20 protein-coding genes are annotated in these 17,878 nt (G+C 68.0%); 13 read left to right on the top strand and 7 right to left on the bottom strand.

Annotation, left to right across the window (positions count from 1 at the left end):
- Positions 1-24: 24 nt before the first annotated feature.
- The 5 genes from ACNPNP_RS16150 to ACNPNP_RS16130 all read left to right on the top strand — a co-directional run bounded on the left by ACNPNP_RS16150 (position 25) and on the right by ACNPNP_RS16130 (position 3,782).
- Positions 25-894: an ABC transporter ATP-binding protein gene (locus ACNPNP_RS16150; RefSeq protein ID WP_448967047.1), complete on the top strand. Its 870-nt coding sequence runs from the start codon at positions 25-27 to the stop codon at positions 892-894.
- Complete coding sequence (locus tag ACNPNP_RS16145; protein WP_448967046.1) at positions 891-1,577, top strand: ABC transporter permease; 687 nt, start codon at positions 891-893, stop codon at positions 1,575-1,577. Before ACNPNP_RS16150 ends, ACNPNP_RS16145 begins: the two co-directional genes overlap by 4 nt.
- Positions 1,574-2,335, top strand: coding sequence for an ABC transporter permease (locus tag ACNPNP_RS16140; protein ID WP_448967045.1), 762 nt, complete (start codon positions 1,574-1,576; stop codon positions 2,333-2,335). Before ACNPNP_RS16145 ends, ACNPNP_RS16140 begins: the two co-directional genes overlap by 4 nt.
- 47 nt (positions 2,336-2,382) lie before the next feature.
- A complete protein-coding gene (locus tag ACNPNP_RS16135; protein WP_448967044.1) occupies positions 2,383-3,303 on the top strand; it encodes an ABC transporter substrate-binding protein in 921 nt (306 codons plus the stop codon).
- Positions 3,304-3,407: 104 nt separating this feature from the next.
- A complete protein-coding gene (locus ACNPNP_RS16130) occupies positions 3,408-3,782 on the top strand; it encodes a hypothetical protein (RefSeq protein WP_448967043.1) in 375 nt (124 codons plus the stop codon).
- On the opposite strand, the gene ACNPNP_RS16125 is transcribed toward ACNPNP_RS16130, so the two are convergent.
- Positions 3,779-5,014, bottom strand: coding sequence for an AI-2E family transporter (locus ACNPNP_RS16125; RefSeq protein ID WP_448967042.1), 1,236 nt, complete (start codon positions 5,012-5,014; stop codon positions 3,779-3,781). The two genes, ACNPNP_RS16130 and ACNPNP_RS16125, sit on opposite strands and share 4 nt — an antisense overlap.
- 91 nt (positions 5,015-5,105) lie before the next feature.
- Between ACNPNP_RS16125 and ACNPNP_RS16120 the strand changes: the two genes are divergently transcribed.
- On the top strand, positions 5,106-5,405 hold the full coding sequence (locus ACNPNP_RS16120) for a chorismate mutase (protein ID WP_448967041.1): 300 nt from the start codon (positions 5,106-5,108) through the stop codon (positions 5,403-5,405).
- 4 nt (positions 5,406-5,409) lie between these two features.
- The gene (locus ACNPNP_RS16115; protein ID WP_448967040.1) at positions 5,410-6,480 is read left to right on the top strand and encodes a Gfo/Idh/MocA family protein; all 1,071 of its coding nucleotides are present in this window, start codon (positions 5,410-5,412) and stop codon (positions 6,478-6,480) included.
- Here ACNPNP_RS16115 and ACNPNP_RS16110 read toward each other — a convergent pair.
- The 6 genes from ACNPNP_RS16110 to ACNPNP_RS16085 all read right to left on the bottom strand — a co-directional run bounded on the left by ACNPNP_RS16110 (position 6,470) and on the right by ACNPNP_RS16085 (position 12,237).
- The gene (locus ACNPNP_RS16110; protein WP_448967039.1) at positions 6,470-7,063 is read right to left on the bottom strand and encodes a short chain dehydrogenase; all 594 of its coding nucleotides are present in this window, start codon (positions 7,061-7,063) and stop codon (positions 6,470-6,472) included. The two genes, ACNPNP_RS16115 and ACNPNP_RS16110, sit on opposite strands and share 11 nt — an antisense overlap.
- A gap of 102 nt (positions 7,064-7,165) precedes the next feature.
- The gene (locus tag ACNPNP_RS16105) at positions 7,166-8,068 is read right to left on the bottom strand and encodes a carbohydrate ABC transporter permease (RefSeq protein WP_448967038.1); all 903 of its coding nucleotides are present in this window, start codon (positions 8,066-8,068) and stop codon (positions 7,166-7,168) included.
- On the bottom strand, positions 8,065-9,090 hold the full coding sequence (locus ACNPNP_RS16100; protein ID WP_448967037.1) for a carbohydrate ABC transporter permease: 1,026 nt from the start codon (positions 9,088-9,090) through the stop codon (positions 8,065-8,067). The genes ACNPNP_RS16105 and ACNPNP_RS16100 overlap by 4 nt, the downstream gene beginning before the upstream one ends.
- Positions 9,087-10,505 (bottom strand): N-acetylglucosamine/diacetylchitobiose ABC transporter substrate-binding protein, encoded by a 1,419-nt coding sequence (gene ngcE, locus ACNPNP_RS16095; protein WP_448967036.1) that lies wholly within the window; start codon positions 10,503-10,505, stop codon positions 9,087-9,089. Before ngcE ends, ACNPNP_RS16100 begins: the two co-directional genes overlap by 4 nt.
- Before the next feature lie 50 nt (positions 10,506-10,555).
- Positions 10,556-11,308: a sugar isomerase domain-containing protein gene (locus ACNPNP_RS16090; protein WP_448967035.1), complete on the bottom strand. Its 753-nt coding sequence runs from the start codon at positions 11,306-11,308 to the stop codon at positions 10,556-10,558.
- Positions 11,305-12,237: a MurR/RpiR family transcriptional regulator gene (locus ACNPNP_RS16085; RefSeq protein ID WP_448967034.1), complete on the bottom strand. Its 933-nt coding sequence runs from the start codon at positions 12,235-12,237 to the stop codon at positions 11,305-11,307. Before ACNPNP_RS16085 ends, ACNPNP_RS16090 begins: the two co-directional genes overlap by 4 nt.
- Before the next feature lie 101 nt (positions 12,238-12,338).
- Here ACNPNP_RS16085 and ACNPNP_RS16080 point away from each other — a divergent pair, with 101 nt between their 5' ends.
- The 6 genes from ACNPNP_RS16080 (at position 12,339) to ACNPNP_RS16055 (ending at position 17,837) form a co-directional block, all read left to right on the top strand.
- A complete protein-coding gene (locus ACNPNP_RS16080; protein WP_448967033.1) occupies positions 12,339-13,325 on the top strand; it encodes an N-acetylglucosamine kinase in 987 nt (328 codons plus the stop codon).
- A 94-nt stretch (positions 13,326-13,419) separates the two neighbouring features.
- Complete coding sequence (locus ACNPNP_RS16075; protein WP_448967032.1) at positions 13,420-14,322, top strand: SIS domain-containing protein; 903 nt, start codon at positions 13,420-13,422, stop codon at positions 14,320-14,322.
- Positions 14,322-15,254: an ROK family protein gene (locus ACNPNP_RS16070; protein WP_448967031.1), complete on the top strand. Its 933-nt coding sequence runs from the start codon at positions 14,322-14,324 to the stop codon at positions 15,252-15,254. Before ACNPNP_RS16075 ends, ACNPNP_RS16070 begins: the two co-directional genes overlap by 1 nt.
- Complete coding sequence (locus ACNPNP_RS16065) at positions 15,251-16,201, top strand: 1-phosphofructokinase family hexose kinase (RefSeq protein WP_448967030.1); 951 nt, start codon at positions 15,251-15,253, stop codon at positions 16,199-16,201. Before ACNPNP_RS16070 ends, ACNPNP_RS16065 begins: the two co-directional genes overlap by 4 nt.
- Entirely contained in the window at positions 16,198-17,076 is an 879-nt protein-coding gene (locus tag ACNPNP_RS16060) for a class II fructose-bisphosphate aldolase (RefSeq protein WP_448967029.1), read from the top strand. The genes ACNPNP_RS16065 and ACNPNP_RS16060 overlap by 4 nt, the downstream gene beginning before the upstream one ends.
- Complete coding sequence (locus ACNPNP_RS16055; RefSeq protein ID WP_448967028.1) at positions 17,076-17,837, top strand: DeoR/GlpR family DNA-binding transcription regulator; 762 nt, start codon at positions 17,076-17,078, stop codon at positions 17,835-17,837. The genes ACNPNP_RS16060 and ACNPNP_RS16055 overlap by 1 nt, the downstream gene beginning before the upstream one ends.
- The last annotated feature ends 41 nt before the right edge of the window (positions 17,838-17,878 follow it).

The following is a 17,878-nucleotide window of genomic DNA, read 5'->3' as shown; positions in this document are numbered from 1 at the left end:
CCGGGCGACGGAAGCAGGGCACGCATGATCGAGTTCCGTTCGGTCTCGAAGCGATTCGCCGGCGGAGCTCTCGCCGTCGACGATTTCAGCCTCGTGCTGCCGTCACGCAAGACGACGGTGTTCGTCGGGTCATCCGGATGCGGCAAGACCACTTTGCTGCGCATGATCAACCGCATGGTCGAACCGACGGGCGGCGACGTCGAGATCGACGGTGAGAGCGTGCTCGACAAGAACCCGGTGACGTTGCGGCGCAGCATCGGCTACGTCATGCAGAACTCCGGGCTCATGCCGCATTTCACGGTGATCGACAACGTCTCCACTGTGCTGCGGCTGACCGGCACGTCGAAGAAGGAGGCGCACGAGCGCGCGCGCACGCTTCTCGACACCGTCGGTCTCGACCGGGCGCTCGCAGACCGCTACCCGAGTCAGCTCTCCGGCGGGCAGCAGCAGAGGGTCGGCGTGGCACGCGGCCTTGCGGCCGATCCCAACATCCTGCTCATGGACGAGCCGTTCGGTGCCGTCGACCCGATCGTGCGCGCAGATCTGCAGCAGGAGCTCATCCGCCTGCAGCAGGAGCTCGACAAGACCGTCGTCTTCGTCACGCACGACATCGACGAGGCATTCCTGCTGGGTGACCAGGTCGTCATCCTCGACAAGGGCGCACGCATCGTGCAGGTCGGCAGCCCGAGCGAGATCATCGAGAACCCGGCAGACGATTTCGTGTCGGCGTTCATCGGCGCCGAGCGCGGCAGGCGGGCGCTGCGCATCAAGCAGACACCGCGCGGCCGGGTCGTCGTTGACTCGGAGGGACGCACGCAGGGGGCGCTTCTCGACGACGATGCGCCATCGGATGCGCCATCCGAGGTCCGCGCTGAGGAGGCCGGCGCCTCGTGAACTGGATCGCCGACAACATCGGGCTCATCCTCGAACTCGCGCTCGCCCACCTCTGGCAGAGCGCGATCCCGATCGTCCTCGGCTTCTTCCTCTCGCTGCCGCTCGGGTGGGTCGCCTGGCGCTACCGGCTCGTTCGAGGACCGGTGGTGGTTCTCACCGGTCTGCTGTACACGATCCCCTCGCTCGCGCTGCTCATCCTGCTGCCCGCATTGATCGGCGTATCGACACGTGATCCGGCGAATCTGATCATCGGTCTCACCATCTACGCGATCGCGATCCTCGTACGTGCGGTCGCCGACGGCCTCGATTCGGTCGATCCGGCGATCAGGCAGTCTGCGACCGCGATGGGCTACGGGGGCCTTCGTAGGTTCTGGACGGTGGACTTCCCGCTCGCGGCGCCGGTCGTCCTCGCCGGGCTCCGGGTCACCGCGGTGAGCACCATCTCGTTGGCCACTGTCGGGATACTCGTCGGGGTGGAGAACCTCGGCTACCTCTTCACGAACGGACTGCAGAGGCGCATCATCGCCGAGGTGTTCGCCGGGGTCATCGCCGTCGTGCTGATCGCCCTGATCATCGATCTTCTCCTTCTGCTCGCCGGCCGTGCGCTGATGCCGTGGACGCGCGCGATGAAGACTCCGAATGCGGCTCGCCGCCCGGCTCGTATCGTCAGGGCCGCCGCATGAACGTCTTCGCGGAGGCTCTCGCCTGGCTCTTCTCGCCCGAGCGGCTGGAGGGTCAGTACGCGCTGCCCGTGCTGCTCGGTCAGCACTTGTTCTACACCGTCATCTCGGTGCTGATCGCCGCGGTGATCGCCGTCCCCGTCGGTTGGCTCATCGGTCACACCGGCCGCGGACGCGAGGTCGCGGTGGCGATCTCCGGCGCGGCGCGAGCCGTGCCCTCGTTCGGCCTCATGGTGCTGCTCGTGCTGCTCCTCGGAGTCCTGCGCGTGCCGGAGGCCGCGACCATCACATTCGTGCTGCTCGCGATCCCGTCCCTGCTCGCCGGCGCCTACACCGGCCTCGAGGCCATCGACCGCCGTGTGATCGACGCCGCCCGTGCGACAGGCATGACCGAATGGCAGATCTTCTGGAAGGTCGAGGTGCCGCTCGGTATGCCGCTGCTCGTCGGCGGACTGCGCGCTGCGACCCTGCAGGTGATCGCCACGGTCACCATCGCCGCATATGTGAACCTCGGCGGCCTCGGCTGGCCGATCATCCAGGGCATCCCGCTGCGCCGATTCGACCAGGTGCTCGGCGGTGCCATCCTCGTCGCGGTGCTCGCGCTGGTCGCCGACATGCTGCTCGCGCTCGCCCAGCGGGCAGCCGTGCCCGGCGGCATCCGGGCCGCGAAACCCGGTTCCCGGACGCCGCGTTCCGAGACGTCGAAGGCGGCTCGCCGCGCGGCATCCGCGGCTGCACCCGCCACGGCCTCCAGTACTTGACCAGAACTCCACACCAGGAACAGCACTCCCCACCAGGAAGGAACATCATGTTCACCGCACGAAAGTCACGCCTCGCCCTCATCGGCGGCATCGGGCTCGCAGCCTCGCTCGTGCTCGCCGGTTGCGCGAGCAGCAACCCGCTGGACGCGCCCACCGACGAAGGCGGCGAGAGCGCCGGATCCGACACGATCGTGATCGGCTCCCAGGCCTACTACTCCAACGAGATCATCGCCGAGATCTACGCTCAGGCGCTCGAGAACGCCGACATCACGGTCGAACGCGAGTTCAACATCGGTCAGCGCGACGCCTACATGCCCGACCTGGAGTCGGGCGCGATCGACCTCTTCCCCGAGTACACCGGCAACCTGCTGGAGTTCTACGACGACTCGGCCGACGTGACCAGCCCGGAGGACGTGTACACGGCACTCCAGGACGCGCTGCCGGAGGGTCTGACGGCGCTCGACTACGCCGAGGCGAGCGACCAGGACACGTACACGGTCACGAAGGAGTTCGCCGAGGCGAACGACCTCACGACGATCGCCGACCTGGCGAACGTCAGTGAGAAGCCGACGATCGGCGCCGCACCGGAGTTCGAGCAGCGTCCGTACGGGCCTGCCGGCGCCAAGGAGCTGTACGGCGTCGACCTCGGCTTCTCCGCTACCGGCGACACCACGCTGGAGGCGCTGCTGGCCGGCGAGATCCAGGTCGCCGACATCTACAGCGCAGACCCGGCCTTCGAGACCGAGGAGATCGTCGCGCTCGAAGACCCGGAGAATCTGATCCTGGCGTCGAACGTCGTGCCGATCGCCTCGAGCGATGTGGCCGACGAGGTCGCCGACGTCATCAATGCGGTCAGCGCAGCACTCGGCGCTGACGACCTCGTCGCTCTCGGCGTGCAGAGCACGGTCGACGAGAAGTCGCCTGAGGACATCGCGAAGCAGTGGCTCGAGGACAACGACCTGCTCTGATCGCGCGGTATCGAGGGGTCGTCCGGTCTGCATCGGGCGGCCCCTTCGACGTGCACGACGCGACCGCCTGAGACAATGGAGCCCATGGCAATGGACTCACGCGCATGATCTCGAAGCGCGATCTCGCTCAGCGGCTCGACATCCCCTTGGAGATGGTCGACCGCCACGGCCTCGGCGATGGCATGAGCGAGGCCGAGCTCGCGGCCCTCGAGCAGGACCCGCCCGCATGGCTCACCCAGTCGAGGGAGAACCGCAAGAAGGGTGCTCGTCCGGTGTGGGCCACGCTGACCTGCGATGTGTGCGGCTACACCGAGACGACCAGACCCAAGAAGTGGTGGCCGGAGTTCACCTATGTGATGTGCCGCCACCATTCACTGAGCGAGCTCCCGAAACCTGCCGCCGGACAGCACCGGGGCGAGTTCGACGGCGTCGGAAGCCGCTTCGTCGGCGTGGTCGACCAGTCGATCGAGGGCGTCTAGACCCTGGAGTCCTGACGCGGTATCCAGATCTTCTTGATGATGATCAGGATGGATGCCGTGACCGGTACGGCCACGAGCGCCCCGAGCAGCCCGAGCAGGGTTCCTCCGACGAGGGCGCCGATCACGACCAGCGATCCGGGGATCGAAATGGCCCTGTTCATCACGCGCGGTGTGAGGAAGTACGACTCCACCTGCATGTAGATGAGGTAGATCACGGCGAACACGAGCGCGAACACGATATTGTCGCCGAACAGCGCGATCCCGGTGCCGATCACCCAGAACAGCAGCGAGCCCACAAGAGGGATCAGCGTGATGAGGAACGCGACGACGGCCAGCAGCAGGGGGAACGGCAGAGCGAGCACGGTGTACAGCACCAGCACGACCATGGCGTTGATGAACGCCAGAGTCACCATGCCCATGACGTAGCCGCCGACCGAGTCGGTGATCTGCGTGCTTATGATGTCGGCGTTCGCGCGGTCGCGCGCCGGCACGAGGCGCAGCATCGCGGTCTTGATGCCGGGCAGCGTGGCGACGAAGTAGATGATGAGTACCAGCACGATGACCGCACCGGAGATGCCGTTGGCGATCGATGCGCCCACCTGCAGCGCGCCCCCGCCGATCGTGGCGATGTTGCCAGGGTCGGTGAGGAAGGTCTGCACGTCGCCCACGAGCGACTGGAACTGGTCGCCGAACTGATCTTCCAGGGTCGCGTAGAGGTCGCTGCCCTGGAAGTCTGCGATCATCCCCGGTACGTCCTTCACGAAGGTCGCGATCTGCGTCACGACGACCGGGACGATGGCCCAGATGATCAGTCCCAGCGCGACGATGAGACCCAGCAGCACGATCACGACGCCCCAGCCGCGGTTCAACCCTCGTCGCTCGAGGAAACGCACCGCGGGATCGAGGCCCAGCGCCGCGAACAGCGCGAGCGCGATGTAGATGATGACGGTCGAGAGGTTCGACAGTGCCAGCCCGAGCAGGATGGCGGCGAGAGCCCCGAGCGTGACCAGGAACCCGAAGGCGAACGGCCGCTCGATGCGCGTCCAGAAGGAACGGCTCGACAGCACCGGCTCGATCACCGGCTTGGTCTTGATCTCAGGCTCTGCCGGTGGCTCGGCCTTGACCGTCTTCTGCTTCTTGGGCTTCGCCTTCGTCGCGGCTTCGGCCCGCCGGGTGACCGGCGCCTCGGCAGCGGTCGTGTCGTCGGTCGACCCAGGCTCATCGGTGCTCATGCGCCCACTCTATGGCGTGGAATCCGGCCTGACGGGAGCCGCTCCCTGTGCCCCTCGCGATATCGTCGTAGCTGCGACCAGGAGGAGACACATGACCGAGGCAGAAGACGCCCGCGCTGAGCTGCTGCGACTGCGAGGCAGCATCGACAACATCGACGCCGCGCTCATCTACATGCTCGCCGAGCGGTTCCGCGCGACTCAGCAGGTCGGCATCCTGAAGGCGGAGCATGAGATGCCGGCATCCGATCCGAAGCGTGAGGAGCAGCAGGTCGCCCGCCTGCGTGCGCTCGCCGAAGAGGCGCACCTCGACCCCGAGTTCGCTGAGAAGTGGTTCAACTTCGTCGTCGCAGAGGTCATCCGCCACCACACCGAGGCCAAAGAGGGGCGCTGACCGCATGACTCGGTCGGCGATCGAACACAGGGACGGCCGTTTTCGGCTCGGGATCATCGGCCATGGCATGTGGCCGTCCACGTACCTCGTCCCCGGCGCGCGCCAGGTGGACGACATCGACCTTGTCGCCGTGTGTGGGCGCGATTCTGCACGGGCCGCTGACTTCGCTTCGGCGCACGGCATCCCACGTTCCTACGACTCGGTCGAGCGGATGCTGGTCGCCGAGGACCTCGACGGCGTCATCATCGCGACCCCACCGGCGCAGCACGAGGATGCCGTACGCGCGGTGTCGGGCTTCCGAGCGGCTGTCCTCTGCGAGAAGCCCCTCGCGCTGGACGTGGAGAGCGCCCGTCGCATCCGGGACCTGCTCGCTGAGCGGCCGGCGCTCACGGGCTTCACACTGCGGTGGCATCCGCTGTTCCGGCAGCTGCGCGACGCCATCAGCGCGGGGGTCGTCGGCACTGCGCGGCACGTCCGCATCCGTTACCTCCAGTCATCCGCCGCGACGCCGGCGAGGGGATGGGATTGGCATTTCGACGCCGCCGATGAGCCGCTCGGCGTCATCTCCGACCTCGGCCCGCATGCCATCGATCTCGTGCGGTGGATGGTCGGAGATGTGACGCAGGTCACCGCCTTCGCGCGCACGACGATCTCCGAGCGGATGGATGCCGGGTCCGGTCGCGCTCGCAAGGTCACCAACCACGATGACGCGGACCTGCATCTGAGCGTCGAGTCGGGTGCGTCGGTGTCGTTGACGATCAGCCGTGTGGCGCCGGATGCTGCGGTGCCGGGCGGCGTCACGATCGAGATCCTCGGCGCCGAAGGGTGGATCCGCGCCGACTCCAACGAGCCGGATGTCGTGATCGGGACAGCATCCGGAATCCGACGGCGGCCCGTACCGGTGACGTCATTCATCGATGGCGCCGGCGCGCAGATCGGTGACTTCGCCCGCGTCTCCCGCGGCGACCATGTGGAAGGTCTGCCGAGCATCGAGGACGGCTTCCGGGCACAGCTCGTGATGGATGCTGTCGCGCAGTCGCTCGACGCTCGAGAGAGCGTGCGCGTCAGATCGTGATCACGCGGCCGGTCACGAGCCCTCGCACGGCCAGCGTGTAGGCGCGGCCGATCTCAGCGTCGGTCACCGGTCGCTGGCCGGCGAACAGGGAGTGGTAGCCGGGCGAGTTCTCGAGCACGTTCGGTGAGACGGCGTTGATGCGGATGCCGCGTGGCGCCTCCGCGGCGGCCGTGACGACGAACGACTCCACGGCGCCGTTGGCGGCAGCCGCCGCTGCACCGGTCGCGATCGGCTCACGGGCGAGCACGCCGGAGGTGAGGGTGATGGATCCGCCGTCGCGAACGTGGTCCAGAGCCGTGCGCACGACGTCGATCTGCGACAGCGCCTTGGAGGTGAACGCGGTGAGGTAGTCGTCGCGGGTCAGTTCGGTGAGATGCGCGAACGGCACGGATCCGGAGGCGACGACCACAGCATCCACCTCGCCCGTCTTCTCGAACAGGGCGCGGACCGATCGCGGATCCGTGATGTCGACAGTCCATTCGCTGCCGCGCGACGCGCGGAGCACCTCGTGCCCGTCCGATTCGAGCGTCGCGCTGACGACGCTGCCGATGTGTCCGGTTGCTCCGATGACCACGATTCGCATGGATTCGATCCTATCGGCGCCCCCTTTGACCGTCGGCGCCCCCTCGTGCGGCCGCTGGCCAGAGGGGGCCCCGGCGGCGGAAGGGGCCCCCCACGGCAAGTGCTACTTCGAGGTGCCCTGCGACACCGAACCCTGCAACTGGCGCTGGAAGAAGATGTACACGATCAGCACGGGGACGATGGTGATGACCACGGCGGCGAACATCTCGCCGAAGTCGAGCGCGTAGCCCGCCGAGGAGGCGTAGGACGCCATTCCCTGCGAGAGCACGTACTTGCTCTTGTCGGTGTTCAACGAGATCGGCAGCAGGAACTGGTTCCACAGCCCGAGGAAGTTCATGATCGCCACCGCCGCCATTCCCGGCTTGGCCATCGGCAGCATCACCTGGAAGAAGGTGCGCCACTCGCTCGCACCGTCGACGTACGCGGCCTCCTGGATCTCGTACGGCAACGACTTGAAGAACGAGAACAGGAAGAACACCGTGAACGGCAGTGCGAACGCGACGTACGTGATGATCAGGCCGGGGAGCGTGTTCAGCAGGCCCATCCCCTGGAGGATGAAGAACAGCGGCACGATCGCGAGGAACACCGGGAAGGTGAGACCGGCGAGCATCAGGTAGTAGATCACGCGGCTGCCCGGTACCGAGAACCGTGCCAGCACATACGCGCACATCGCCCCCAGTACCATCACCAGCACGAGCGAGACGCCCACGACGATGACCGTGTTGATGAACATGCCGCCGAAGTTGTTGCCCACCCAGGCGTTGATGTAGTTGTCGAAGTTCCAGTCCGCCGGCAGGCCGAACGGCGACGCGAAGATCTCCTTCGTGGTCTTGAAGGATCCGATGAGGGTCCACAGCATCGGCATGATCACGACGAGCGACCAGATGACGAGAACGACGTGGGATGCGCCGCCGACGGCCTTGTCGCCCTTGGTGGACTTCGTGGTGACCGTGCGTCGTGCCGACTTCGGATCGATCGTTACTGCGGCTCGCGTCTGCAGGCTCATGCGCGTCCTCCTTCATCCTTGCCGCCTGCGAGGCGGAACACGCTGATCACGATCGCGGCGAACAGCAGGGTGATCACGGCGAGCACCACGCCCATCGCGCTCGCCATGCCGAACTGCCCCTTCTCGAAGGCGGTGCGGAACAGGTACTGGCTCATCACCAGCGTGCTGTTGCCAGGGCCGCCGGTGGAGTTGAGACCGGCCATGTAGACGAAGGCGTCGAGGGCCAGGATGCCGAGGTAGATGTACGCCGTCTGCACGTTGTCGCGGATCTGCGGCAGCACGATGGAGATGACGGTGCGGAACCGGCCCGCCCCGTCGATGCGCGCAGCCTCGAGGGTCTCCCCGGGGATCCCCTTGATGGCGGCGATGAACAGCACCATGTAGAAGCCGACCATGCTCCAGACGATCACGAAGATCGTCGCGCCCATCGCGGTGCGCGCATCGCCCAGCCACGCGAAGTCGTTCGTGTCGATCCCGACGACACCGAGAAGCCCGTTCAGCAGGCCGCTGGGCGTGTAGATCATGTTCCACAGGATCGCGATCACGATCGCCGGGATGACATACGGGAAGAAGGACACCACCCGGTAGAAGCTCGAGCCCTTCAGCCCGCGCACCTGACCGTGGCTCGGGCCGCCGACGGTGATCATGCTCGCGAAGATCAGGGCGATCACGATCGTGATCAGCGGGACGACGATGGCGAGCAGGATGTTGTTGCCCATGGCCTGCAGGAACGTCGGGTCCTGGAACAGCCGTACGAAGTTGTCGAAGCCGACGAAGTCCATGTTCGGCGAGAAACCGGTCCAGTTGGTCATCGCGTAGTACACGGCCTGGATGAACGGCGAGATGACGAAGATCAGGAAGATCGCTACCGGCAGCCCGAGGAAGATCAACAGGAAGGACGCGTAGTCGAAGGTCATCCTGCGCCGCAGGCCCGCACGGGGCGCCTTGCGGCGTCCCGCGCGGGCCGTGACGACGGCGCTGGTGTCCAGCGCCACGTCGAGACCGGGAGCACTGAGGCTCATTTGATCTCGATCTTCTCGATGGAGCTGTCGTTGCGGATCTTGTCGGTCAGGTCCTGCAGCTGCTTCGTGATCTCCGCGACAGTCATCTTGCCGTCCAGGAACGAGTTCCAGATCGGCAGCTGGTCGGAGTTCATGCCGTACAGGTTGAACGACTTGATCGTGAACATGCCCGTTCCGGCCGCCGCGATCATCTCGACCTGCGACACGAGAGCGGTCGATCCGAATCCGTCCTCGGGGACGATGTCCTTGACGACGGTGGGGGCGAGCTTCTCCTTCGAGAACGCCGATGCCGCCTCCTTCGAGAGCATCGTGCGCAGCAGCTCCTTTCCGCCGGCAGGGTTCTTCGCCTTGGAGGGGACGATGAAGGGCTCGCCGGCCTCGGCGCGCATGAAGCCCGCCGGGGTGGTCGCGTTGTCATCCAGGGGCATCTCGCGCACGCCCTTCATCTGGAAGTTCTCAGCGGTCGTCTTCTTCATCTCGTTCTCGATCCACGAGCCGGAGGGGTACAGCAGCGCCTCCATGTCGAGGCTCCACTGCGACTGCGCCTGCGTGAACTGCGTGCCGCCACCGCCGGGCTTGACGTAGCCGGACTGGATGAGCTCGTGCAGGATCGTGAGGATGGACTGCAGGGTGGGATGCGACCAGCAGCCCTCCTCCAGGTTCTCCAGCGGCAGGCGCACCTCGTCACCGGACTGGATCACCGCGGAGTCCACGACGAAGGTCTGGTAGTAGGTCGCAGCCTCCTTGCCCCACAGGAACAGGTACTTGCCCTGCGCCTTGGCGGCCTCACCGAGGGCCTTGAGATCCTGCCACGTGGTCGGCGGCTCCCAGCCGTTCTCCTCGAACAGGCTGCCCGAGTACCACAGGCCGTACGTGGTGAACACGTAGTTGAGTGCGGCGAACTTGTCGCCGAAGGTGCCCGGCGCCTTCACACCGTCGAACAGCGTGTCGGCGATCTTCTTGCCCTCGAGGTTCTCGGACTCGAGCACGTCGCTGAGATCCTCGAGCTGGTCGAGGATGGTGTTCCAGCCGATCGAGTTCGCGCCCGAGTTGTCGACGAGGTCGGGCGGGTTGCCGCCGACGAACCGCGGCTGCAGCTCCTGCGCGATCTTGGTGGAGGCGGAGACCTTCGCGGTGACGCCGTCCAGACCCTTGTTCGCCGCCATGATCTTGGCCGCGTTCTCGACGTAGTCGACGCCGTAGCCGCCGTCGAAGATCACCGCGTCGACCTCGGTGTTGGCCGCGACACCGAAGGGATTGTCCGCCGTGACCTCGCCCTGGGCACCGCCGCCGCCTCCGCCACCGCCGGGTGCTGCGCAGGATGCGAGGGACATGCCAAATGGCAGCAGCAGCGCCGTCGCTGCCGCGCCGCGCAACAGGTTGCGGCGGCTGATGGAGGTTTGTGTGAGTTCCATCTTCGTACCTTTCGTTGTGGTGTTCGGGTTCTGGTGAAGCGGGAAGCCGGTCAGGCTCCCCGACGGATGCGACCGCGATAGCGGTCTTCGAGGACGGAGTTGTGCTCATCGCCGCCCGGGATGTTGGCGGAGATGTACATCGGGGGAGTGTCGCCGCGATCGGCGATGGTGCGCGCGACGCCGAGCGTGAGCAGCTGGGCGATGAAGGCGGCGGTGATCGACGAGATGGCCCCTGCGCCGATGCCGCCCGTGACCTCGAGCGTCGTGTCGCCGTAGGGGGCGAGGTTGTCGATCACCACGTCGGCGACGTCGGCGAGACGCTTGCCGGACGGATGCTTCGGTTCGACGCGCATGGTGTGCTCCATGCTCGTCACGGCGATCACGCGGTGTCCGCGCTCCTTCGCCCACAGCGCCGCGCCGACGATCGAACCGTTCACACCGGAGTTCGAGGCGATCAGGAAGACATCCGCCTCTCCCACCGGCACCGTCGCCATGAGCTCGTCGACCAGCCAGGGTTCGCGCTCCAGCGCGCTCGTGAGCACGTCCACCTCGCGGTCGCCGTGCATCACGAGGTCGCGCAGGGCGAACTTGTTGGTCGGGATCAGCCCTCCCGCCCGGCCGGAGATCTCCATCGCGAAGGCCTCGGAGTGGCCGGTGCCGAACGCGTGGATCACGCCGCCGCCGTCGAGGGCCGAGACCATCAGCGCGATCGCGGGCTCGAGGGCCCCCGACTCGGCATCCGCGGTGAGACGGGCGAGGCGTTCGCTCGCCTCACGGAACAGATCGGACGGTGTGGCGCTCAACTTGCTTCCTCCTGGATCTCGGATGACGCCTCAGGCGAATGCGACTTCATCGTTCGAGGTCGACGATGCGCCGACACGGCCGTCGCGGTCGCGGCGAGGCGCCTGGTGGCGGTGCCGAACATCTGCTGCGCGATGAGCAGGTACAGCAGGTCGATCACGAAGAGCTGCGAATGCTTCACCGACATGTCGTCCGGTCGCAGGTAGCCCACGGGCGCCGCAGTCGTTATCGACACGTCGGCGACATCCGCGATCCAGCTCTCGTCGTCGTGCGTGATCGCGACGGTGAGGGCACCGGCCGACCCCGCCTGGGCGAGCATCTGCACGGTCTCGTTGGTCTGCCCCGTGCTGGAGACGCCGATCGCGACCGAGTTCTCGTCCTGCAGCACGGCACTGGCGAGGCCGTCGTGCACATCCGACCACGCGTGCGAACTGATGCCGATGCGGTGCATCCGGCGTTGGAACTCCTGCGCGATCCCCGCACTGCCGCCGAGGCCGTAGATGTCGACGTGGCGGCTGGTCGTTATCGCGCGCGCGGCCTTGCCGACGGCATCCAGGTCGATGCCCTCCCGCGTCGTCTCGAGGCCGCTCACGTGCACGTTGAGCAGTGTCCGAAGGATCTTCTCCGGTGAATCCGTCGGCTCGAACTCCGCACCGATGTCCGTGATCCAGGCATGCTCCGCTGATGCGTGACCGAGTTCGGTCGCGATCGCGACACGGAACTGCGTGTACCCGGCGAAGCCGAGTGAACGGCAGAAACGGGTCACGCTGGCAGGGGAGCTGCCCGCTCGCTCGGCGAGCTCGGTGATCGTCAGCTCCGCCGGCGTGGTCGGGTGCGAGATCACCAGATCGGCGATCTTCGACAGCGCAGCCGGCATGGCGTGGCGGCGCTCGGCGATACGGCCGACGATCGCGCCATTGCCGGTGTTCATGCTGCGTGGCACCATTGCCCCCAGAACTCGTCGCAGTAAGTCTGCGTTGCGTTGAAAACTATTCTCACCGTTGAGGAACGTCAAGTTAGGACGCGTAACAAATGGGTCACGACATGCTGACGGTGGGCGTGGATGCCGGCGGGACCTCGACCAGAGCGGTGCTGACGACCGGACGCGGCGAGTGCATCGGTTACGGCACCGGCGGGCGCGGGAACCCGATATCCGCAGGCCCCGATCGTGCTGCGGACGGCGTGGTCGACGCGGTCGTTCGGGCGCTCGCGTCTTCATCGAGAACCCTGGCCGATGTCTCGGTGATCACCGCGGCGATGGCCGGGCAGCGCGCGGAGGACGGCGAGGGCGGATGGCTGCTCGCCCGGCTGGAGGCCGAAGGGTTCACTGGCCGTCTCACCTTCGAGTCCGATCTGATGGCCACGTACTCCAGCGGATCGGCGGAGCCGTTCGGCTACGCGATCGTGGCAGGCACGGGTGCGTCCGCCGTCCGCGTCTCGGGAGGTGCGATCGAGGCGACGGCGGACGGGCTGGGGTGGCTGCTCGGCGATCGGGGGAGCGGCTTCTGGATCGGGCACCGCGTCGCCAGGGCGGTGGTCAGGGATCTCGACAACGCTGGAGCGACGACCTCCCTGACCCCTGCGGTGCTCGAGCACCTCGGCATCGCGGTGGATGCCGCGCGCAGGGAAGGACGCCCGCGTATGCTGGAGAAGCTCGTCGAGTCGCTGTATGCGATGCGTCCGATCGAACTCGCGGCGCTCGCCCCGCTCGCCTTCACCGCCGATGATCCGGTGGCCGAGCGCATCCTGCACAGAGCGGGTCGTCACCTCGCCGACTCGCTGCGGGCTGTGCTGACCGGGCCGGGGCCGCTTGTCGTCGGAGGCAGCGTGATCTCCCGCCCCGGTCCGGTGCAGGATGCCTTCGTGCAGCGTCTGGGCGGTGCCGCGTCCGGGCTCGAGATGCGTCCGGTCCTCGACGGCGCCGGCGGCGCCGGGCTGCTGGCGCTGCGGGCCGCCGGCGTCGCGGTCTCGGCCGATACGCTCGCCAGACTCCGCGAGACCGTCGCGGGTCTGCGGTGATGTCGAGCGCCTTCGCACAACCATGAGAGTCACTCTATGATTGAATCAGGATAGAAACAATCAGAAAACAGCATCTCTACGAAAGGCGGCTCAGATGACCGACTCGGTCCCCGGGGCATTCATGCAGGCGGAGCTCGTCTCCCAGCCCGAGATGTGGGCGCGCGCGGCCGACATGCGCGACGAGCAGCGGATGCTGCCGGCGGCGGGCTCCCGCGTCGCCGTGATCGGCTGCGGCACGTCGTGGTTCATCGCCCAGTCGTATGCCGCTCTGCGTGAGACCGCCGGCCTCGGCGTGACGGATGCGTACGCGGCATCCGAGGCGTTCCTGGACCGCGACTACGACGCCGTCGTGGCGCTGACCCGCTCCGGGACCACCAGCGAGGTGCTCGAGGTGACCGAGCAGCTCAAGGGCAGGATCCCGGTCATCGGCGTGATCGGCGACCCGGACTCGCCGCTCGTCGACCTCGTCGATGAGTCCGTGCTGATGCCGTTCGCCGACGAGCAGTCGGTCGTGCAGACGCGGTTCGCGACCACGGCTCTCACGCTGTTCCGCTCCTCGCTCGGCCTGACCGCCGACGTCGCACGATCGATCGCCGACGCCGAAGCGGTGCTCGCGTCGGACGACGATGCCGCGCTCTCCGACGCGGAGCAGTACACGTTCCTGGGTCGCAACTGGACGATCGGCCTCGCTCATGAGGCGGCGCTGAAGATGCGCGAGTCTTCGCAGTCGTGGACCGAGTCGTACCCGTCGAAGGACTACCGGCACGGTCCGATCGCGATCGCCGCCCCCGGTCGCATCACGTGGCAGTTCGGCGCCGCACCCCAAGGCCTCGCGGGTGAGGTCGAGGCGACGGGGGCCCGTTTCGTGCAGCACGACGTCGACCCGCTCGCCGACCTCGTGCGACTGCACCGCGTGGCTCTGGACCGCGCTCTGGCCAAGGGGCTCGACCCCGATCTGCCCCGCAACCTCACCCGTTCGGTCATCCTGGACGCCTGATGCCGTCGACTCCGCGGGGCATCGGGGAGGGCGCGCCCGTGCTCGCCTTCGACGTCGGGGGCACCGACATCAAGTCGGCGCTCTTCGATGCCGACGGCGCAGCACGGGGGTTGCGCCGTACTCCGACCCCCGCGCTGGGCGGTGAGCCGGCGACCGCGCTGATCGACGAGCTCGCCCGTCTCTCGGACGAGCTGCGGGCGCAGCATCCACAGGTCATACCCGCCGCACTCGGCTTCGTCGTGCCCGGCATCGTCGATGCGGATGCCGGAGTCGGCGTCTTCGCGAGCAACATGGGCTGGCGCGACGCACCGCTGCGCGAGCTCGCGGCGACGCGGCTGGAACTCCCCGTCGCGTTCGACCACGATGTGCGGTCGGCGAGCTGGGCGGAGCACCGCCTCGGCGGCGCACGCGCGCACGACGACGTCATCGTGCTGATCATCGGCACGGGCATCGCCGGCGCCATCCTCGTGGGGGGCGAGCCGTACACGGCGGGAGGCTATGCCGGCGAGATCGGCCATTCACCGATCGCCGACGGTCCGCAATGCGCGTGCGGGGCGCGCGGCTGCCTCGAAGCGATCGCCTCGGCCGGAGCGATCGCCCGTCGCTACGCCGCCGAGACCGGTACGGCCCCTGACGGAGCCAGAGACGTGATCGCACGCGCGGCCGCCGGCGATCAGGTCGCGGCGCGCGTCTGGGACGAGGCGCTCGAGGCGCTCACGATGTCGCTCGCGCAGCAGACGGCGATGTTCGCGCCGCAGGCGATCGTGATCGGCGGCGGACTCTCCCGTGCCGGCGGGGCCATGTTCGACGAACTGCGCACACGCCTGGCGTCCAGGCTCAGCTTCCACCGCGTGCCCCGGTTGCTTCCCGCCGAGCTCGGGGACGACGCCGGCCTGCTCGGGGCCGCGCTGCGCGCGAGGGAGTCGGCATGATCGTCACGGTCACCGCGAACCCGGCGCTGGATCTGACGTGGGAGATCGATCGCATCGAGATCGGCGGCGCCCACCGCGCGGACGCCGGTGCGGTGCGCGCCGGCGGCAAGGGTCTCAACGTGGCGCGCGTCGCCTATTCGCAGGGCCATGACGTTCGCGCGGTGGCGACGTGCGGTGGAGCGACCGGTGCCGAACTGCGCGCAGAGCTGACCGCGAGCGGCGTGCCGCACGTGCTCGTTCCTGTCTCCGCCGCCACCCGCCGCAGCGTGGCATGGGTCGATCGTGCGCTCGGCGACACCACGATCGTCAACGAGCGCGGCGTGAACCCGAGCGCGGAAGAGTGGTCGGCGTTCATCGCGGCCGTGCGCGGGCAGGCCGCCGCGGCGTCCGTGCTCGTGATCTCGGGCAGCTTCCCACCAGGGGCGCCGTCGACGCTCCTCCCCGACCTCATCGCGGCAGGCGGGGATCGTCCGGTGATCGTCGACACCTCCGGTCCTGCGCTGCTCAGGGCGGCGGATGCCGGGGTCGCCGTGCTCAAGCCGAACAGGGCGGAGCTCGCCGAAGCCACCGGCATCGCCGACCCGATCGATGGGGCTCGCTCCCTCATCGCCCGCGGTGCAGGGCTCGTGCTGCTGTCGCTCGGCGCCGAGGGCATGTACGCGGTCACGGCCGATCGGATGCTGCGGGCCCGGCTGCCCGAGCCGCTCGCCGGCAATCCGACCGGGGCGGGCGACGCCGCCGTCGCTGCCGCCGCGACACTGATCGCCGACGGCGCCACCGACCCCGCGCAGATCCTCCGCCGCGCGACGGCGTGGTCGGCCGCGGCGGTGCTGATGCCGCTCGCCGGCGAGATCCACTCGACCTGGCGCGACCTCGAACGGGCGCTGATCCTCGATGGCGACTCACCCGTGCCCGCCGCGTCCCACGACCAGGAAGAGCACGCATGACCCTCGTCTCCGCCGCCGAACTCGTCCGCGCCGCCGCCGCGCAGGGGCGCGGGATCGGCGCCTTCAACGTGATCCACCTCGAGACGGCAGAGGCGCTGGTCGCAGCATCCGCCCAGGCGCGCCTGCCCGTGATACTTCAGATCTCGCAGAATTGCGCGAAGTATCACGGCGCGCTCGAGCCGATCGCCCTCGCGACGCTCGCGGTGGCGCGCCGCGCCGAGACGCCGGTCGCCGTGCACCTCGATCACGCCGAGGATCCGGAACTCGTGGACGAGGCCATCGCCCTCGGATTCGGATCGGTCATGTTCGACGGCGGCGCACTGCCATACGACGAGAACGTCGCCATGACCCGCGCCGTCGCCGACCACGCGCACGCCGCCGGTGTCTACGTCGAGGGCGAACTCGGCGAGGTCGGCGGCAAGGACGGTGCTCACGCGCCCGGGGTGCGCACCGACACCGGCGAGGCACGCGACTTCGTCGCCGAGACGGGTGTCGATGCGCTGGCCGTCGCCGTCGGGTCGTCGCACGCGATGACCGATCGCAGCGCATCGCTCGACATCGACCTCGTCGGGCGTCTGCACGCCGCTCTCGACGTCCCTCTGGTGCTGCATGGATCATCCGGCGTCGCGGATGCTGTCATCATGGATGCCGTGCATGCAGGCATGACCAAGATCAACGTGTCCACGCATCTGAACGGCTTCTTCACCCGGGCGGTGCGTGCGACGCTCGATGCGGACGAGCGTCTGGTCGACTCTCGCAAGTACGTCGCTCCCGGCCGCGCGGCGGTCGTGGACGAGGCGGCGCGGATGCTGAGACTGTTCGCGCTGCAGGAAGCGGGCGCGACGGGCGTCGCCGCGAATCAGCGGGGCGTGTGATGAAGCGCGCAGCGCGGCTGACCGCGATCCTCGATCTGCTGGCGGCTCAGGGCGAGGTCAGCGTCGACGAACTCGTCGAGCGGCTCGACGCCTCACCCGCCACGGCCAGGCGCGACCTCGACAGCCTGGCCGAGCAGCGACTGCTCACCCGCACGCACGGCGGCGCGGTGGCGCAGTCGGTCGCATACGAACTGCCCGTCCGTTACAAGAGTCACCTGCGCACGCAGGAGAAGGACGCGATCGCGCGCACAGCATCCGCACTCGTCACGACCGGTGCCGTCGTCGGTCTCTCCGGCGGCACGACGACCACGGCGATCGCGGCGGCTCTCGCCGCCCGCGACGACCTCGGCGAGTTCACCGTCGTCACCAACGCGGTGAACATCGCCGCGCAGCTCGCGACGCGGCCCGACATCAAGGTGGTCGTCACCGGCGGTGTGATCCACTCCCGCAGCTACGAGCTCGTCGGTCCATTCGTGGAGCAGCTGCTCAGCGGCATCCGACTCGACATCGCCTTCATCGGCGTGAACGCGCTCTCCGCCGACGACGGAGCGAGCACTCACGACGAGCGCGAGGCCGCCGTGAACCGCATGATGGCGTCGCGCGCGGCCCGTGCCGTCGTGGTGGCCGATTCGAGCAAGATCGGCCAGGTCGCATTCGCGTTCGTCGGCGGGCCGGAGCTCTTCCCGACGGTCATCACGGATACCGCGGCCGACCTGACGGCGCTGGCGGATGCCGGCTACGAGGTCATCGTCGCCGGTTGACGTACGCGCCAGTGCGCGCGAGGGCGGATGCCGAAGAGTCG

Source organism: Microbacterium xerophyticum, from assembly GCF_053543555.1.
This window is presented reverse-complemented; position numbering and strand designations above follow the sequence as displayed.

Bases quoted from the DNA above. Each gene is read 5' to 3' on its own strand.
- ACNPNP_RS16150 (WP_448967047.1), top strand. From the start codon at position 25: ATGATCGAGTTCCGTTCGGTCTCGAAGCGATTCGCCGGCGGAGCTCTC.
- ACNPNP_RS16140 (WP_448967045.1), top strand. From the start codon at position 1,574: ATGAACGTCTTCGCGGAGGCTCTCGCCTGGCTCTTCTCGCCCGAGCGG.
- ACNPNP_RS16135 (WP_448967044.1), top strand. From the start codon at position 2,383: ATGTTCACCGCACGAAAGTCACGCCTCGCCCTCATCGGCGGCATCGGG.
- ACNPNP_RS16130 (WP_448967043.1), top strand. From the start codon at position 3,408: ATGATCTCGAAGCGCGATCTCGCTCAGCGGCTCGACATCCCCTTGGAG.
- ACNPNP_RS16125 (WP_448967042.1), bottom strand. From the start codon at position 5,014: ATGAGCACCGATGAGCCTGGGTCGACCGACGACACGACCGCTGCCGAG.
- ACNPNP_RS16120 (WP_448967041.1), top strand. From the start codon at position 5,106: ATGACCGAGGCAGAAGACGCCCGCGCTGAGCTGCTGCGACTGCGAGGC.
- ACNPNP_RS16115 (WP_448967040.1), top strand. From the start codon at position 5,410: ATGACTCGGTCGGCGATCGAACACAGGGACGGCCGTTTTCGGCTCGGG.
- ACNPNP_RS16110 (WP_448967039.1), bottom strand. From the start codon at position 7,063: ATGCGAATCGTGGTCATCGGAGCAACCGGACACATCGGCAGCGTCGTC.
- ACNPNP_RS16105 (WP_448967038.1), bottom strand. From the start codon at position 8,068: ATGAGCCTGCAGACGCGAGCCGCAGTAACGATCGATCCGAAGTCGGCA.
- ACNPNP_RS16100 (WP_448967037.1), bottom strand. From the start codon at position 9,090: ATGAGCCTCAGTGCTCCCGGTCTCGACGTGGCGCTGGACACCAGCGCC.
- ngcE (WP_448967036.1), bottom strand. From the start codon at position 10,505: ATGGAACTCACACAAACCTCCATCAGCCGCCGCAACCTGTTGCGCGGC.
- ACNPNP_RS16085 (WP_448967034.1), bottom strand. From the start codon at position 12,237: ATGAACACCGGCAATGGCGCGATCGTCGGCCGTATCGCCGAGCGCCGC.
- ACNPNP_RS16080 (WP_448967033.1), top strand. From the start codon at position 12,339: ATGGGTCACGACATGCTGACGGTGGGCGTGGATGCCGGCGGGACCTCG.
- ACNPNP_RS16075 (WP_448967032.1), top strand. From the start codon at position 13,420: ATGACCGACTCGGTCCCCGGGGCATTCATGCAGGCGGAGCTCGTCTCC.
- ACNPNP_RS16070 (WP_448967031.1), top strand. From the start codon at position 14,322: ATGCCGTCGACTCCGCGGGGCATCGGGGAGGGCGCGCCCGTGCTCGCC.
- ACNPNP_RS16065 (WP_448967030.1), top strand. From the start codon at position 15,251: ATGATCGTCACGGTCACCGCGAACCCGGCGCTGGATCTGACGTGGGAG.
- ACNPNP_RS16060 (WP_448967029.1), top strand. From the start codon at position 16,198: ATGACCCTCGTCTCCGCCGCCGAACTCGTCCGCGCCGCCGCCGCGCAG.
- ACNPNP_RS16055 (WP_448967028.1), top strand. From the start codon at position 17,076: ATGAAGCGCGCAGCGCGGCTGACCGCGATCCTCGATCTGCTGGCGGCT.